The sequence below is a fragment of the Bradyrhizobium sp. RP6 genome (assembly GCF_003837805.1).
In the GTDB taxonomy this organism is placed as follows: domain Bacteria; phylum Pseudomonadota; class Alphaproteobacteria; order Rhizobiales; family Xanthobacteraceae; genus Bradyrhizobium.
Genome location: NZ_RQIT01000027.1, coordinates 1 through 15,563, shown reverse-complemented (window position 1 = coordinate 15,563; position 15,563 = coordinate 1). Strand labels below are relative to the sequence as shown.

15 protein-coding genes are annotated in these 15,563 nt (G+C 64.9%); 3 read left to right on the top strand and 12 right to left on the bottom strand.

Annotated elements, in window-relative coordinates; genetic code table 11:
* Window positions 1-10: 10 nt before the first annotated feature.
* The 5 genes from EHH60_RS31940 to glpD are packed head-to-tail and all read right to left on the bottom strand — an operon-like array spanning window position 11 to window position 5,513.
* A complete protein-coding gene (locus EHH60_RS31940; RefSeq protein ID WP_124163318.1) occupies window positions 11-817 on the bottom strand; it encodes a carbohydrate ABC transporter permease in 807 nt (268 codons plus the stop codon).
* Window positions 817-1,791, bottom strand: a complete 975-nt coding sequence (locus tag EHH60_RS31935) for a carbohydrate ABC transporter permease (RefSeq protein ID WP_124163317.1) — start codon at window positions 1,789-1,791, stop codon at window positions 817-819. The genes EHH60_RS31940 and EHH60_RS31935 overlap by 1 nt, the downstream gene beginning before the upstream one ends.
* Window positions 1,791-2,876: an ABC transporter ATP-binding protein gene (locus EHH60_RS31930; protein WP_124163316.1), complete on the bottom strand. Its 1,086-nt coding sequence runs from the start codon at window positions 2,874-2,876 to the stop codon at window positions 1,791-1,793. The genes EHH60_RS31935 and EHH60_RS31930 overlap by 1 nt, the downstream gene beginning before the upstream one ends.
* 13 nt (window positions 2,877-2,889) lie before the next feature.
* Window positions 2,890-3,966 (bottom strand): ABC transporter ATP-binding protein, encoded by a 1,077-nt coding sequence (locus EHH60_RS31925; protein ID WP_124163315.1) that lies wholly within the window; start codon window positions 3,964-3,966, stop codon window positions 2,890-2,892.
* Window positions 3,963-5,513: a glycerol-3-phosphate dehydrogenase gene (glpD, locus tag EHH60_RS31920; protein WP_124163314.1), complete on the bottom strand. Its 1,551-nt coding sequence runs from the start codon at window positions 5,511-5,513 to the stop codon at window positions 3,963-3,965. Before glpD ends, EHH60_RS31925 begins: the two co-directional genes overlap by 4 nt.
* A 229-nt stretch (window positions 5,514-5,742) precedes the next feature.
* Here glpD and EHH60_RS31915 point away from each other — a divergent pair, with 229 nt between their 5' ends.
* Both EHH60_RS31915 and EHH60_RS31910 read left to right on the top strand, forming a co-directional pair.
* A complete protein-coding gene (locus tag EHH60_RS31915) occupies window positions 5,743-6,027 on the top strand; it encodes a type II toxin-antitoxin system Phd/YefM family antitoxin (RefSeq protein WP_124163313.1) in 285 nt (94 codons plus the stop codon).
* The gene (locus tag EHH60_RS31910) at window positions 6,024-6,449 is read left to right on the top strand and encodes a type II toxin-antitoxin system VapC family toxin (RefSeq protein WP_124163312.1); all 426 of its coding nucleotides are present in this window, start codon (window positions 6,024-6,026) and stop codon (window positions 6,447-6,449) included. The genes EHH60_RS31915 and EHH60_RS31910 overlap by 4 nt, the downstream gene beginning before the upstream one ends.
* A 4-nt stretch (window positions 6,450-6,453) precedes the next feature.
* On the opposite strand, the gene EHH60_RS31905 is transcribed toward EHH60_RS31910, so the two are convergent.
* The gene (locus tag EHH60_RS31905) at window positions 6,454-7,299 is read right to left on the bottom strand and encodes a DeoR/GlpR family DNA-binding transcription regulator (RefSeq protein WP_124163311.1); all 846 of its coding nucleotides are present in this window, start codon (window positions 7,297-7,299) and stop codon (window positions 6,454-6,456) included.
* Window positions 7,300-7,406: 107 nt separating this feature from the next.
* Entirely contained in the window at window positions 7,407-8,093 is a 687-nt protein-coding gene (locus tag EHH60_RS31900) for an HAD family hydrolase (protein WP_124163310.1), read from the bottom strand.
* Between the two features lie 154 nt (window positions 8,094-8,247).
* On the opposite strand from EHH60_RS31900, the gene EHH60_RS31895 reads away from it, so the two are divergent.
* A complete protein-coding gene (locus EHH60_RS31895) occupies window positions 8,248-8,700 on the top strand; it encodes a nuclear transport factor 2 family protein (RefSeq protein WP_124163309.1) in 453 nt (150 codons plus the stop codon).
* A 241-nt stretch (window positions 8,701-8,941) separates the two neighbouring features.
* On the opposite strand, the gene EHH60_RS31890 is transcribed toward EHH60_RS31895, so the two are convergent.
* The 5 genes from EHH60_RS31890 to EHH60_RS31870 form a co-directional block, all read right to left on the bottom strand.
* A complete protein-coding gene (locus EHH60_RS31890) occupies window positions 8,942-9,133 on the bottom strand; it encodes a hypothetical protein (protein ID WP_124163308.1) in 192 nt (63 codons plus the stop codon).
* Window positions 9,134-9,355: 222 nt separating this feature from the next.
* A complete protein-coding gene (locus EHH60_RS31885; protein ID WP_124163307.1) occupies window positions 9,356-9,766 on the bottom strand; it encodes an acyl-CoA thioesterase in 411 nt (136 codons plus the stop codon).
* 7 nt (window positions 9,767-9,773) lie between these two features.
* A complete protein-coding gene (locus EHH60_RS31880; RefSeq protein ID WP_199752303.1) occupies window positions 9,774-11,870 on the bottom strand; it encodes a 3-hydroxyacyl-CoA dehydrogenase NAD-binding domain-containing protein in 2,097 nt (698 codons plus the stop codon).
* A gap of 2 nt (window positions 11,871-11,872) precedes the next feature.
* Window positions 11,873-13,156: an acetyl-CoA C-acetyltransferase gene (locus tag EHH60_RS31875; RefSeq protein ID WP_124163305.1), complete on the bottom strand. Its 1,284-nt coding sequence runs from the start codon at window positions 13,154-13,156 to the stop codon at window positions 11,873-11,875.
* Window positions 13,156-15,423, bottom strand: a complete 2,268-nt coding sequence (locus tag EHH60_RS31870; protein ID WP_199752302.1) for an acyl-CoA dehydrogenase — start codon at window positions 15,421-15,423, stop codon at window positions 13,156-13,158. Before EHH60_RS31870 ends, EHH60_RS31875 begins: the two co-directional genes overlap by 1 nt.
* Window positions 15,424-15,563 lie beyond the last annotated feature (140 nt).

The following is a 15,563-nucleotide window of genomic DNA, read 5'->3' as shown; positions in this document are numbered from 1 at the left end:
GGGTGCCTCCCTACACGCGGCCGAGCGCGAAACCGCGCGCGATATAGTTGCGGACGAACCAGATCACCAGCGCGCCCGGAATGATGGTGAGCACGCCGGCGGCAGCGAGCAGGCCCCAGTCCATCCCGGCGGCCGACACCGTGCGCGTCATGATCGCGGCGATCGGCTTAGCATGCACCGAGGTCAGCGTGCGCGCGAGCAGAAGCTCGACCCAGGAGAACATGAAGCAGAAGAAGGCAGCGACGCCGATGCCGCTCGCGATCAGCGGCACCAGGATCTTGATGAAGAAGCGCGGGAAGGAATAGCCGTCGAGGAAGGCGGTCTCGTCGATCTCGCGCGGCACGCCGGAGACGAAGCCTTCCAGGATCCACACCGCGAGCGGCACGTTGAAGATGCAGTGCGCCAGCGCGACCGCCCAGGGCGTATCGAACAGGCCGATCGCCGAATAGAGATTAAAGAACGGCAGCGCGTAGACCGCGGCCGGCGCCATGCGGTTCGACAACAGCCAGAAGAACAAATGCTTGTCGCCGAGAAAACGGTAGCGCGAGAAGGCGTAAGCCGCTGGCAGCGCCACCGCGATCGAGATGATGGTGTTGAGGACGACGTATTCGAGCGAGTTGATGTAGCCGGAATACCAGCTCTCGTCGGTGAAGATGCGCTGATAGTGCTGCAGCGTCGGATTGTGCGGCCATAGCGTCATCGTCGAGACGATCTCGCTGTTGGTCTTGAAGCTCATGTTGACGAGCCAGTAGATCGGCAACAGCAGGAAGACCAGGAATAGCCCCATGATGAGGCGGCGGCCGGGAATCGAATGCATCAGGCCACTCCTTCCCTAGGCTTGAGTGCGGGCACGGGCTTGAGCCCGACCGAAGGCTTGGGCTCCACCGCCGGCTTGCTCGAAGCCTGGACTTTGCGTTCGACGCCGGCATTGGTCATGACGGTGTAGAAGATCCAGCACACGATCAGGATGATGAGGTTGTAGACCAGCGACAGCGCCGCGGCCTTGCCGAGGTCGAACTGGCCGAGCGCGATCTTGACGAGCTCGATCGACACGAAGGTCGTGGAGTTTCCGGGCCCGCCGCCGGTGACGACGAACGGTTCGGTGTAGATCATGAAGCTGTCCATGAAGCGGAGCAGCACGGCGATCAGCAACACGCGATTCATCTTCGGCAGCTGGATCGCCTTGAACACGGCCCAGCGCGAGGCGCCGTCGATCTGGGCGGCCTGGTAATAGGCCTCGGGAATCGACTTCAGGCCGGCGTAGCAGAGCAGCGCAACGAGGCTGGTCCAGTGCCAGACGTCCATCACGATGACGGTGACCCAGGCATCGACCTCATTTGAGACGTAGTTGTAGTCGATGCCGATGGCGTTGAGGGTATAGCCGAGCAGCCCGATGTCGGGCCGGCCGAAAATCTGCCAGATCGTGCCGACCACGTTCCAGGGAATCAGCAGCGGCAGCGCGAGGATGATCAGGCAAGCGGCGACCGTCCAGCCTTCGCGCGGCATCGACAACGCGACGACGATGCCGAGCGGCACCTCGATGGCGAGGATCACCAGCGAGAAGAACAGGTTGCGTCCGAGGGAGGCGAGGAAGCGGCCGCCGAGATCGGTCGAGGGATCGAGCAGCTCCTTGAACCAGCCGACGCCGTTCCAGAAGAACTGGTTGTTGCCGAAGGTGTCCTGCATCGAATAGTTCACCACCGTCATCAGCGGCAGCACCGCCGAGAAGGCGACGACCAGGAACACCGGCAGCACCAGGAACCAGGCTTTTTGGTTGACGGTCTTGTCCATCAGGCGGCTCCCTCCACCAGAAGACTGTCGGCATAGACGTGAACGTGCGACGGATCGAATTTCAGCCCGGCGGTGCCGTCCGCGCTTGTGAAGCCCGCCGGCGCGCGCGCGGCCAGCTTCGCATCGCCGACGCGCACGCGCGCGAAACGGATGCGGCCAAGATCGTCGATGCGCTCGATCCTCGCGGTGAGCAGGCCGGGCCCGGGCGCAACGACCTCGACGAATTCCGGACGAACCCCGATCTCGATCTTCGCGCCCGCAGGCAGATTGTCGTAAGCGCGATTGAGCGCGATGACGTGGCCGCCGACCCTGGCCTCGCGTCCCCTCACCTCCGCCGGCAGGATGTTCATGCCGGGCGAGCCGATGAAATACCCGACGAACGTGTGCGCAGGCTTGTCGAACAGCTCGGCCGGGGTGCCGCTCTGCACCACGCGGCCATCATGCATGACGACGACGGTGTCTGCGAAGGTCAGCGCCTCGGTCTGGTCGTGGGTGACGTAGATCATCGTGAGATCGAGCTCGCGATGCAGCGCCTTCAGCTTCGAGCGCAGCTGCCATTTCAGCTCGGGATCGATCACCGTCAGCGGCTCGTCGAACAGCACGGCGGCAACGTCCGAGCGGACCAGGCCGCGGCCGAGCGAGATCTTCTGCTTGGCGTCGGCCGTGAGGCGCGTCGCCTTGCGATCGAGATAAGGCTCGAGGTCGAGCAGGCGGCCGATCTCGGCGACGCGCTTGTCGATCTCGGCCCTCGGTACGCCGCGGTTCTTCAGCGGAAACGCCAGGTTCTGCCCCACCGTCATGGTGTCGTAGATCACCGGAAACTGGAACACCTGGGCGATGTTGCGCTTCTGGGTCGACAGCGGTGTGATGTCCTTGCCGTCGAACAGGATCTTCCCCCGCGACGGCGTGATGATGCCGGAGATGACGTTCAGCAGCGTGGTCTTACCGCAACCGCTCGGTCCCAGCAGCGCATAGGCGCCGCCCTGACGCCAGGTCATGGTGACAGGCTTGAGCGCAAAGCTCTCCGGTGGGGCGTTATTGCCGCCGTAGGAGTGCGCGAGATCGACGAGGTCAATGCGGGCCATGGCGCATGCCTCCTCAGGATTTGGGAGCGGCGACCAGACGGTCAGCCGCATCGAACACAAACACATCATTCGGATCGAGCACGGCGTCGAGCGTCTGGCCCGGCTCGAATTCGTGCACGCCGTGCAGCACCGCCACCCAGTTCGATCCGTCGCGGGTCAGATGCACGAAACTCTCCGAACCGGTGATCTCGGTCACAGTAACAGTGGCATGGAAGGCATGGCGGTCGGCCTCGCCATTGGCGAGCGCGAGCTGATGCGCGCGAAAGCCGACGCGATAGGCGCCGTCAGCCAGCGACGCATACAGCCCCGAGGCCGGTGACGCGATGCCGCCGGCATATTGCACGGAGCCATTCTTCTTCTCGATGCCGACAAGATTGAGCGGCGGATCTGAAAAGACCTGCGCGACGCGTAAGGTCCGCGGACGGCGGTAGACGTTGGCGGTCTCGCCCATCTGCAGCGCCTGGCCCTCCCACATGCACACCGTGTTGCCCCCGAGCAGCAGCGCCTCGGTCGGCTCGGTGGTGGCATAGACGAAGATCGCGCCCGAGGCCTCGAAGATGCGCGGCAGCTCGGCGCGCAGCTCCTCGCGCAGCTTGTAGTCGAGATTGGCGAGCGGCTCGTCGAGCAGCACGAGATCGGCGCCCTTGACCAGCGCGCGTGCGATCGCGGTGCGCTGCTGCTGGCCGCCGGAGAGCTGGAGCGGCGTGCGCTTCAGGAACGGCTCGAGCCGCAGCAGCTTTGCAGCCTCGGCGACGCGCGCCTCGATCTCGTCGCGCGGCTTGCCCTGCACGCGCAAGGGCGAGGCGATGTTCTCATAGACCGTGAGCGAGGGATAGTTGATGAACTGCTGATAGACCATCGCGACCGAGCGCTGGCGCACGTCGGCGCCGGTGACGTCCCTACCGTTGACCAGCACCTTGCCCGTGGTCGGCTTGTCGAGACCAGCGAGCAATCGCATGATCGAGGTCTTGCCGGACAGCGTCGGCCCGAGCAGCACGTTGAGCGTGCCGCTCTCGAGGGTCAGGGAGACATCGCGGATGTGCTCGACACCCTCGACGGTCCGGGTCACGTGATCGAGTGTCACGGTCATGAGCGTCCTCCCGCTTCCAGCAGGGGACTTTGCGGCACGGCGTGGGTCCTGATCCAGTCGTCGAGTGCCGCAATCTCGTCGGCAGATAGTCGCAGGCCGAGCTTGGAACGGCGCCAGACGACGTCCTCCGCTGTGACCGCCCACTCATTGGCCATGAGGTAGCGGACCTCGCGCTCGGTCAGGGTGGCGCCGAAGGCCTGGCCTAGATCGGCCGCCGATTTCGCATCGCCGAGCAGCTTGATCGCCCGCGTGCCATAGGCGCGCGCGAGCCGCCTTGCATGCTCATGGCTGAGGAAGGGATAGCCGCGCTGGAGCTCGGCGATCAGACCGTCGACGTCGGACACATCCATGTCGCCGCCGGGCAGCGGCCATTTGCCGGTCCAGCCCTCGCGCGCTTTCGCGCTGCGAAGATAGGGTGCAAGGCGTTCCAGGGCCTCTTCGGCGAGCCTCCGGTAAGTCGTGATCTTGCCACCATAGATCGAGAGCAGCGGCACGCCGCCGGGCGTGTCGAGCTCGAACACGTAGTCGCGCGTCGCGGCCTTGGCTTCGCTGGCGCCGTCGTCATAGAGCGGACGCACGCCGGAATAGGTCCAGACCACCTCATCCGGCGTGACCGGCTTGGCGAGGTATTCGCTCGCCGCGGCGCACAGATATTGTATCTCCTCGGCCGTCGCCTTCACCTTGGCGGGATCGCCGTCATAATCACGATCGGTGGTGCCGATCAGCGTGAAATCGTCCTGGTACGGGATGACGAAAATGATGCGGCCGTCGGCATTCTGGAACATGTAGGCACGGTCGTGATCGTAGAGTTTCTTCACGACGATATGTGAGCCCTGCACCAGTCGGACTTTCGCTTTCGCATTGACGCCGGCGCCGCGACCGAGCACGTCCTCGACCCAGGGACCGCCGGCATTGACTAGCGCGCGCGCCCGGACCTGCGAGCGCTCGCCGGTCAGCGTGTTGAGCATGCTGACGGTCCAGACGCCGTCCGACTGGCGGATCTCCGTGGCGCGGGTGCGGGTGCGGATCTCGGCGCCCTTGTCTGCGGCATCGCGCGCGTTGAGCACGACGAGGCGGGCGTCGTCGACGAAGCAGTCGGAATATTCGAACGCGCGGGCATAACGGTTCGGGATCAGCGGCTTGCCGACCTCGTCGCGCCGCAGATCGACCGAGCGGGTTGCCGGCAAGAGGTGGCGGCCGCCGATGTGGTCATAGAGGAAGAGGCCCAGGCGCAGCAGCCAGGCCGGGCGCAGGCCGGCGTGATGCGGTAAAACGAAACGCAGAGGACGGATGATATGGGGCGCGATGCCCCAAAGGATCTCGCGCTCGATCAGCGCCTCGCGGACCAGGCGAAACTCGTAATATTCGAGATACCGCAGGCCGCCATGCACCAGCTTGGTCGACCAGGACGACGTCCCGCTCGCCAGATCGTTCATTTCGCACAGGAAAACCGTGTTGCCGCGGCCCACCGCATCGCGCGCGATGCCGCAGCCATTAACACCGCCTCCGATGATGGCGAGATCGAAAATACGCTCCAACAGACGCATCCCCCGGCGGCCGCCCGTTCCGTCGAGCGGCTTTCGCTTTTGATTAGATCATACCAAAAAACGAAAGCAAGATGAAAGAGAGGCGAAAGGAAATGAAAGAGGACTTTTTTCGAGAGGACTTGGATGAGAAAAATGAGCAGTTGGGACGGCTCTTAGAGGCAGCAGCATCCCCTTGAATGGACGGCTACGCAGAATTATAGTTATAATGGTCACATTGGTTCTAGCTGGCATGGCCAATCGCAACACCGTCCCCGACACACCTCCGACTGATGACACTTGGACGCTTGCCAATGCCAAGGCACGACTGTCCGAGGTGATCGACCGCGCTCAAGCCGGCCCGCAGGTGATCACCCGGCACGGCAAACCCAATGCGGTTGTCGTCTCCGCCGAGGAATGGGCGCGCAAAACTGCGCGCAAAGGCACCTTGGCCGAATTCCTGTGGGCATCGCCGCTACGCGGCGCCGATCTCGACCTCGAGCGCGTGAACGACGCACCACGCGACGAAATGCCGTGAACCTGTTGCTCGACACCAACGTGCTCTCGGAGGTTCGCCGGCCCGCGCCTTCGCCGAAAGTTCTGGCGTGGCTGGATACGATCGATGAGGATCGCGCGTTCATCAGCGTCGCCTCGATCGCCGAGCTTCGCCGCGGCATCGCATTGCTGGAGGATGGCCGCCGGCGCACGGCGCTGGCCGCCTGGCTTGCCCACGATCTGCCTACGCGGTTTGCCGAACGCGTCCTGCCGATCGACCACGCGGTGGCGGAGCACTGGGGCGACCTGATGGCTCAGAGCCGCAGAAGCGGCGTTGCGCTGTCCGTCATGGACGGCTTCTTTGCGGCGACCGCGCTCGCGAACAACCTCACACTCGTCACGCGCAATGTGAAGGACTTTACGGCGTTCGGCGTCCGGCTGCTCAATCCGTGGGACGACGTATAAGACCCTATCGCAGCCGCACCACCGGTGCGGCTTCCGGTGCCGCATCCTGGGCCTCGGCCGGCGCATCGTCGATGTCCGCGCCCTTCGGCAGCGCTTCCACCACTTCGATGCCCTTGCTGTGGCAGATCGTGGCGAGGCGCTCGGGGAGCTCCTGGTCGGTGACGAAAGTCTGGATCTGGGTGATATGGGCGATGCGCACCGGCGCGCTGCGGCGCAGCTTGGTGGAATCGGCGACGAGCATGACGCTGCGGGCATTGGCGATGATCGCCTGCGCCACCTGCACCTCGCGATAGTCGAAGTCGAGCAGCGCCCCCTCCTCGTCGATCGCGGACGCACCGATGATGGCGTAGTCGACCTTGAACTGGCCGATCAGCTGCGTCGCGGTCGAGCCGACCACGGCGCCGTCGGCGCGCCGCACCGTGCCGCCCGCGACCACCACCTCGATGCGGGGATGGCGGTAGAGCAGCATGGCAACGTTGAGATTGTTGGTGATGACGAGGAGATCCTCGTGCGAGGTCAGCGCGCTCGCGACCTCCTCCGTCGTGGTGCCGATGTTGATGAAGAGCGAGCAGCCGTTCGGGATCAGCGATGCGGCGGCGGCGCCAATGGCCTTCTTCTCGTCGGCGGCGACGAAGCGGCGCGCCTCATAGGCGAGATTTTCGACGCCCGAGGCGATGATGGCGCCGCCATGAATGCGGGTCAGCGATCTCCGCTCGCAGAGATCGTTGAGATCCTTGCGGATGGTCTGCGCCGAGACTTCGAAGCGACGCGCGAGCTCCTCGACCATGACGCGGCCGGAAGCGCGCGCGATGTTGAGGATTTCGGCTTGGCGATGAGTTAGTCCGGTCACGGCAACGGCCTCAAATCAGAATGCTGCATGGTGCGGCGGTTCGCGCCTCCGGTCAATGCACGCGCCGATCACGGTTAGCGGATGAGGGGCCCTCACCACGCCAATTCTTACCACGCCATGGCCTTCGCAAGACGCGCGAGCAGCGCCGGATCGTCGAAGGCACTCGCGGATGTGACCGCGCCTGCTCCAACCAGGTCGGCATGGGTGAGGCTGGTCCGGATGCCGATGGTCGGAATGCCGGCTGCCGCTGCGGATTGGACGCCGGTGCGGGAGTCCTCGAATGCGATCGAGGTATCCGGCCTGGCGCCGACGAAACGCAACCCTTCCTGATAGGGCAGCGGATGCGGCTTGCCGTGCGGCAGCTCGGCACCGATCACGAGTGCCTTGAAGCGATGCGTGATGCCGAGACCGGAGAGCAGCAGCTCGGCGTTGAGGCGCGGCGCATTGGTCACGGCGACCATCGGGATGCCGGCGCTGTCGGCCCGGTCGAGCAGCGCCATCAGGCCCGGCAGCGGTGCGATCTGCCCGGCCACGAGCGTGCGGAAGACCTCCTCCTTCTCATCGAGGATCAGGGCGCGCCGCTCCGGCGCCTCTTCGGGCAGAAAGCGCTCGCCGATCGCGACATTGGCGAAACCCTGCAGCTCTCTGGAGAAGCGCGCGTGATCGAAGACATGGCCGCGCGGACCGAGCACCTGGTTGAAAGCCTTAAGGTGCAACGGATCGGTATCGGCGAGCGTGCCGTCGATGTCGAACAACAACGCCCTGCCCATCGCATCGTAGCTGGCCTCGATCATTTCCGTACTTTCCCAAATGCGCGACGCATCGATGCGCGAGACGTATCAATACGGCCGCGATCGCGCAATCACGCATTCACATGACGACAATGCGACACTCGACAAAGTCACGCGCGGCTGCAACACTCGGTGCAAGATCAAAAAGGAGGAAACGATGACCATCAATCGACGCGATCTGGCTCTCTCCACTCTCGCCGTCTCTGCGCTTGCGTTCGCGACACCGGCGCTCGCCGCTTCGGCGGACGAGGAAGCCGTGGCGAAGAAGGTCGAGGCCTTCCGCCTGGCCCAGATCGCGGCCGACCCGAAGGCGCTCGGCGCGCTGTGCTGGGACGATCTCAGCTACAGCCATTCCAGCGGCAAGGTCGAGGACAAGGCAACCTTCATCGCCAACGCCACCGACGGCAAATCGAAATTCCTGTCGATCGAATACAAGGACCCCACCATCAAGGTCGTCGGTCCCGCAGCGATCGTGCGTTTCCATTGGCTGGGCGAGCAGGAGATGGCGGCCGATGGGAAAAAAGTATCGACCAACCTTCACATCCTGATGAACTGGCAGAAGCAGGGCGACGAGTGGAAGCTGCTGTCGCGGGCTGCGACGAAGTTGTGATGACCTGTTGACTTAACCCTCTCCCCTCGTGGGTGTTCACCGGGGAGAGGATGGCTCGCCGCACCAGCGCGAGACGGGTGTTTCTGTCAACGAGCACACCTCTCGCAATTGAATTCGCCGATGCATAACCCTGATCCGGCGCTTCGCGCCACCTTACTCCCACAAGGGGAGAAGAGAGGGCAGATGTGTACTCGGCAAAAAATTCCGGCCTCGCGCCTCGCGCGCCCCGGAATGACGGCGCTTACGCCGCCTCCTTCACATCGCCGTTAACCAGCTTGCGCGCGGCGCGTTCGGCCTCGCGGGCGTTGCGGAAGAGCTGGCCTTCGAGACGGTTGAACCGGTCGGACGAGGCGAAGAAGCAGTAGCCCCCTTGAGAGCGAACGACGATACCTGCGGTCCGCGAATTGACTTCGATGATGTAGCTGTCCGGCATGGTCCGTGGATTCCTCAGTGCGGGCAAATAACGGCACTCCTGCCCAAAGGTTCCCAGGCAAATTGAGGCCGTTTCACCCGAATCGACACGCAATTGAGTACGCCGAGACCTCATCCGTTTTATGACTGGTTCTTGGCGAAGCCGCGACGACCATGACTCACCCGCGCCGCGTTTTGGGGCGCTTGCCGCGTCTCGCAAGATGAGGCAGAGCGTCGCGCGCGATTACGTCGCGATCGGCGGATCGTTTCGCTGGATCGCCTGCGGACGGCCGTGGTCGTCGATCGAGACGTAGGTGAAATTGCCGTCGGTGACGAGGAACGGATGAAGCTCCTTGCGCCGCAATGCCCAGGCCTCGAGATGCACCGTCAGCGAGGTGCGCCCGACGCGCACGAGATTGGCGTAGACCGAGACGAGATCGCCGACATAGACCGCTTTGCGAAAATTCATCGCCTCGATCGCGACCGTCACAGTGCGCGACCTCGCAGCCTTCGAGGCGAACACGCCGCCGCCGACGTCCATCTGGCTCAGCAGCCAACCGCCGAAGATGTCACCGTTTGCGTTCGTGTCGGCCGGCATCGCCAGCGTGCGGATGCAGAGATCACCGGTGGGCCCGGTCGTAGCTTGTTCACTCATATCGCTCTCACTTGAAACTGTCCCAGCCCGGATCAGGCGCGTAGCGCGCGCCGAATCGCTCGGCCAGCGCGCGCAGTGTCGAGACCACGTCATCCACGCCACGCATGCGCGCATAATTCAGCGGGCCACCACGGAACGGCGCATAGCCGGTTCCAAAGATCATGGCGCCATCGACCGCGTCGGCATCGTCGACGACGCCCTCGCGAAGCGCCGCAATGCAGACGTTGGACATCGGCAGCACGAGGCGGTCGATCATCTGGTCGGTGACGCGCGGGCCGGTCTCGGGAAGCGGCGCCTTCTCCGCCTTGCCATCCTTCCAGGTGTAGAAGCCCTTCCCGGCTTTGCGGCCAAGCTCGCCCCTGGCGACCTTCTCGCGCAGCCAGGCCGGCGTCGGCGGCAGGAGATCGCCGAACTTGGTCCGCAGCATGTCGCCGACATCGAGGCAGATGTCGAGCCCGACCTGATCGGCGAGTTCGATCGGTCCCATCGGCATCCCGAACTGCTCGGCTGCGGCATCGATCAGGCGCTGATCGATCTTCTCGTCCAGCATCACCATCGCTTCCAGCATGTACGGCGTCAGCGCGCGATTGACGAGGAAGCCGGGCGAGCTCTTCACCGCGAGCGGCAGGCGGTCGATCGCACCGACGAAAGCGAGCGCATCTTTCAGCACCTGCGGATCATTGCCGTCATGGCTGACGACCTCGACCAGCTGCAACCGCGACACCGGATTGAAGAAATGCAAGCCGACCAGCCGGTCCGGCCGCGCCAGCGCGGTGCGCAAGTCTTGAAGCGGAATGCTTGACGTGTTGGTCGCGAGGATCGCGCCCGGCTTCATCCGTGGCTCGAGGCCGGCATAGACCTTCTGCTTCAGCTCGAGCTTTTCGGGCACCGCTTCGATGATGAGATCGGCATCGCGAACGCCCTCCCCGTCCATGTCGGGGATGAGACGATCTAGCCCGTCACGCACCTCCGTCGGCCTGCGGATGATCTTGCCGTAGAGCTCGGCTGCGCGCTTCACCGCACCCGCGATCGGCTCCGCCTTCATGTCGGCAAGCGAGACGCGTAGCCCCTGCCCCGCACACCAGGCGGCGATGTCGCCGCCCATCGCGCCGGCGCCGATGACGTGGACATGCTTGATCGCATTGCCGCTGCCAGCGGCCTTCTTCATCTGCTCGCGCAGGAAGAAGACGCGGATCAAATTCTGCGCGGTCGGCGTCACCATCAGCCGGGCGAAGGACGCCTGCTCCGCCTTCAGCATCGCGGCCTTTCTGCCGCCATGGGCCTCCCAGAGATCGATCAGCGCGTAAGGAGCGGGATAATGCTCCCGGGATGCAGCCTTCGCGGCCTCCGCGCGCATGCGCTTGGCCAGCAGGCCACGAACCGGCCCGAGATTGGCGGCGCGCGCGAGCAAACCGGGCCTGGCCCGCTTCAGCCGGCCGAACAGCGCATCCTTCACCGCGCCGTGGACGTGGCGCTCCTGGGTCACGGTGTCGACGAGTCCGAGCGCCTTGGCGCGGCGCGCATCGATGGTACGGCCGGTCAGCATCAGTGACATCGACTCGGTCGGATTGACCAGCGCGGTGAACCGCGCCGTGCCACCGAGGCCGGGATGCAGGCCGAGCATCACCTCAGGGAAGCCGAAGCGAGCACCGTCGATGGCGATGCGCGCTTGGCAGGCGAGCGCCACCTCGAGCCCGCCGCCGAGGCAGAAGCCGTGGATGACCGCGACCGTCGGCAGTTTTAGCGCTTCCAGATGATCGACCACCGCATGTGCGGCGCGGATGCGCGTCTCCACCATGCCGGGGTCAGACGCTCCGCGGAATTCGTTCACGTCGGCGCCCGCAATGAAGCCGGACGGTTTGGCCGAGCGGATCACGAGGCCGGCCGGACGCTCAGTCTCGATCGCCGCGAGCATGGCGTCGAACTCCTCCATCACATCGGAGGACAGTGTGTTGGCGCTTGCATCAGCGCGGTCGAACAGCAGCCAGGCGACGCCTTCGACATCGCGCGTCAGCTTGAAGTGCTTGTAGGGACTGTCTTGCGCCGGCTGCGGCCCGAGTGTCAGCACGCGATCGCCGAGCGCGGTCATGATCTTGGAATCCATGGTCACACCGTCTCGATCAGCATGGCGCCGCCGAGCCCGCCGCCGATGCATTCGGTGGCAACGCCGCGGCGCGTGCCGAGTCGCCTCATCGCGTTGACGAGATGCAGCACGATGCGGTTGCCGGAAGTGCCGACGGGATGGCCGAGCGAAATCGCGCCGCCATCGACGTTGAGCTTTTCACGGTCGATCTCGCCGGCGGCACCATCGAGGCCGAGAATCTCGCGGCAGAATTTGTCGTCGTTCCAGGCGGCGAGACAGCCGAGCACTTGCGTCGCGAAAGCCTCGTTCAGCTCCCAGGTCTCGACGTCCTTGATGGTGAGGTCGTTGCGCTTCAGCAGCGGCGTCACCGACATCACCGGGCCGAGCCCCATGATGCTGGGATCGAGCGCAGCCCAATGGCTGTCGACGATGACGGCCTTCGGCGTCAGCTTGTACTTGGCGACCGCAGCATCCGAAGCAAGGATCATCCAGGAGGCGCCGTCGGTGATTTGCGAGGAGTTGCCCGCGGTGACCTGACCCCAGGGACGCTCGAACACCGGTCTCAGTTTTGCCAGCGTCTCGGCTGTCGAATCCGGCCGCACGCCGTCGTCGTGGTCGAAGAACTTGCCGTCGCGGGAGAACGCGGTCTCGACCTCGCCCTTCAGAAACCCTGCGCCTTGCGCATGCGCAAGCCGGCGATGGCTTGCGGCGGCGTAGGCATCGGACTGTGCGCGCGTGATGCCGAAGAGATGGCCGACGACTTCCGCGGTCTGGCCCATGTTCAGCTCGGTGATGGGGTCGGTCAACCCGCGCTCGAGGCCGATGATCGGCTTGAGATCGCGCGGCCGCAGCTTGAAGGCTGCCGCGAGCTTTGCGGCAACGCCCTTGGCGGTGGCGAGGCCGGCGAACCAGCGTACGCCGGAATTCGGCCAGACCAGCGGTGCGTGGCTCAGTGCCTCGGTGCCGCCGGCAAGGATCATGTCGGCATGGCCTTCACGGATGTAGCGGTAGGCGGTGTCGATCGATTGCATGCCGGAGCCGCAATTGATCTGCACGGTGAAGGCGACCATGTCCTCGCCCATGCCGAGCCGGAGCGCGGCGACGCGGGCCGGGTTCATCTCGTCCGCGATCACGTTGACGCAACCGAGGATGACCTGATCGAAGCTGTCAGGCGCAAACGGCTGACGCGCCAGCAGCGGCCGGCCGCACTGGACGGCGAGGTCGACCGGCGTGAACGGACCGGGCCCCGAACGCGCCTTTAGAAACGGCGTCCGACTGCCGTCGACGATGAAAACCGGTCGTGCCATCAGCTCGCCGCCCTCTGCTCACCGAGTTCCTGGAAGAACTGATGCACATTGACGGTTTTCTTGTAAATCGGCGACAGCGCCTCCGGCGCAAAATCGTCGACCTCTATCACTTTTGTGACGGCTTCGCGGGCGGCGGCGAGCTGCTCGCCCTCAGCCTGCGTGATCACCCCCTTGGCGACCGCTTCCTTCCAGTCGCGGATATGCGCGGCGCTGAGGCGCCTGGCGATGGCGTCCGTGCTGGCGACCAGCTCGAACGCGCGCTCCAGCCGGGCAAAACCGCCGTCGTCGTCGACCCGGGCCAGATCCGGCGTGAGACGCTCGCGTGCCGCCGACGGCTCCAGAGCCAAACCCGCGCATTGGTGCACGACGCGGTCGGAGGGGCCGAGCACGCGCGCGCCGAACGGTTGGACCACGAGCCTGAGGAAACCTGCGACGAAGCGGTTGGGCAAATTGGCGAGGATTTCGGCAAGCCGGTTCTCGATCGTGCGGACGCCGGTCGCCATGCACCACTCCAGCGCGGCAAAATCCTCCTTCTGCCGGCCTTCATCCTGCCAGCGCTTCAGCGCGGCCGAGAGCAGATAGAGCTCGGACAGGATGTCGCCGAAGCGGGCCGACAGCATCTCCTTGCGCTTGAGCGCGCCGCCGAGCGTCAGTAGCGCCATGTCGGCGCAGAGCGCGAAGGCCGCGGAGTAGCGCGAGAGCTGACGATAGAATGGCGTCGCATCGCCCGCGTCGGGTGCCGGCGCGAATGCGCCGAAGGTCCAGCTGCGGCCGAAGGCGCGGAAGAGTGTCCGGAAACTATGGCCGACATGCTTCCAGAACGCCTTGTCGAAGGCGGTGAGGCCGCGCTCGCGATTGGAATCGGCGAGCGCATTCATCTCGTCCAGCAGATAGGGGTGCGCGCGGATGGCACCTTGCCCGAACACGATGAGGTTGCGGGTCAGGATGTTGGCGCCCTCAACCGTGATGCCGACCGGCACGGCGCGGTGGAGATTGCCGAGATAGTTTTGCGGACCATCGATCACGGCCTTGCCGCCATGGATGTCCATGGCGTCGTCGACCGCAATCCGCATCCGCTCGGTCGCGTGCAGCTTCATGATGCCGGAAATGACGGCGGGATGAATGCCGGCATTCAGCGCCGCGCAGGTCAGCCGGCGCGCCGCATCTAACTGGTAGGCGGTGGCGTTGATGCGCGCGAGCGGCTCCTCGACGCCTTCGAACTTGGAGATGGAGATGCCGAACTGCTCGCGGATGCGGGCATAGGCACCGGTGGTGCGCGCCGCATAGGCGGCACCCGCAGCAGAGAGCGACGGCAGCGAGATGCCGCGGCCGGCGGCAAGCGCCGTCATCAGCATCTTCCAGCCCTGCCCGAGCCGCTCCTTGCCGCCGATGACGTAGTCGAGCGGAATGAAGACGTCGCGGCCCCAATTCGGACCGTTCTGGAACACCTGCATCGACGGCAGATGGCGCTGGCCGATCTCGACGCCAGGCAGATTGGTCGGGATCAGCGCCACGCTGATGCCGAGTTCTTCTCGATCGCCGACCAGACGATCCGGGTCGTAAGCCTTGAAGGCGAGGCCCAAGAGCGTCGAGACCGGACCGAGCGTGATGTAGCGCTTGTGCCAGTTGAGCCTGAGGCCGACGACCTCGCGGCCTTCGAACTCGCCCTTGCAGATGATGCCGGTATCGACCATCGAGGCGGCATCTGACCCGGCCTCCGGGCTGGTGAGTCCGAAGCAGGGAATGTCGCGACCGTCGGCGAGGCGTGGCAGCCAGCGCTCCTGCTGCTCCCTGGTGCCGAAGCGCATCAGGAGCTCACCGGGCCCAAGCGAGTTCGGCACCATCACGGTGACGGCAGCCGCGATCGAGCGGGTCGAGATCTTGCGCACCACTTCCGAATGGGCGTAAGGCGAGAAGCCGAGGCCGCCGAACTCCTTCGGAATGATCATGCCGAAGAACTTCTCGCGCTTGACGAAGTGCCAGACGTCCTGCGGCAGGTCACGCAATTCCCAGAAGATTTTCCACTCGTCGAGCATGGCGCAGAGCTCGTCGACGGGGCCGTTGAGGAAGGCCCGTTCCTCGTCCGTCAGCACGGCCTGCGGGACCTTCAGCAGCTTCGACCAATCAGGGTTGCCGGTGAAGAGATCGGCGTCCCACCAGACGTCGCCGGCTTCGAGTGCTTCACGTTCGGTGTCGGACATCCTCGGCAGCACGCCGCGTGCCCAGGAGAAGATCGGCTTGGTAAGAATGTCGCGGCGGAAGCTCATGGCAGACCTCATGCATCGGCGCGGTGACAGGTCATTTTAGCGGAAATCGGCTGGCGGAGGCGAACATCTCGCCTGCAACATCGACGCGGCCGGGTGGCCGCCCGAGCCATAACGGCGGGGGCGTGGCGACAGTTCCGGGA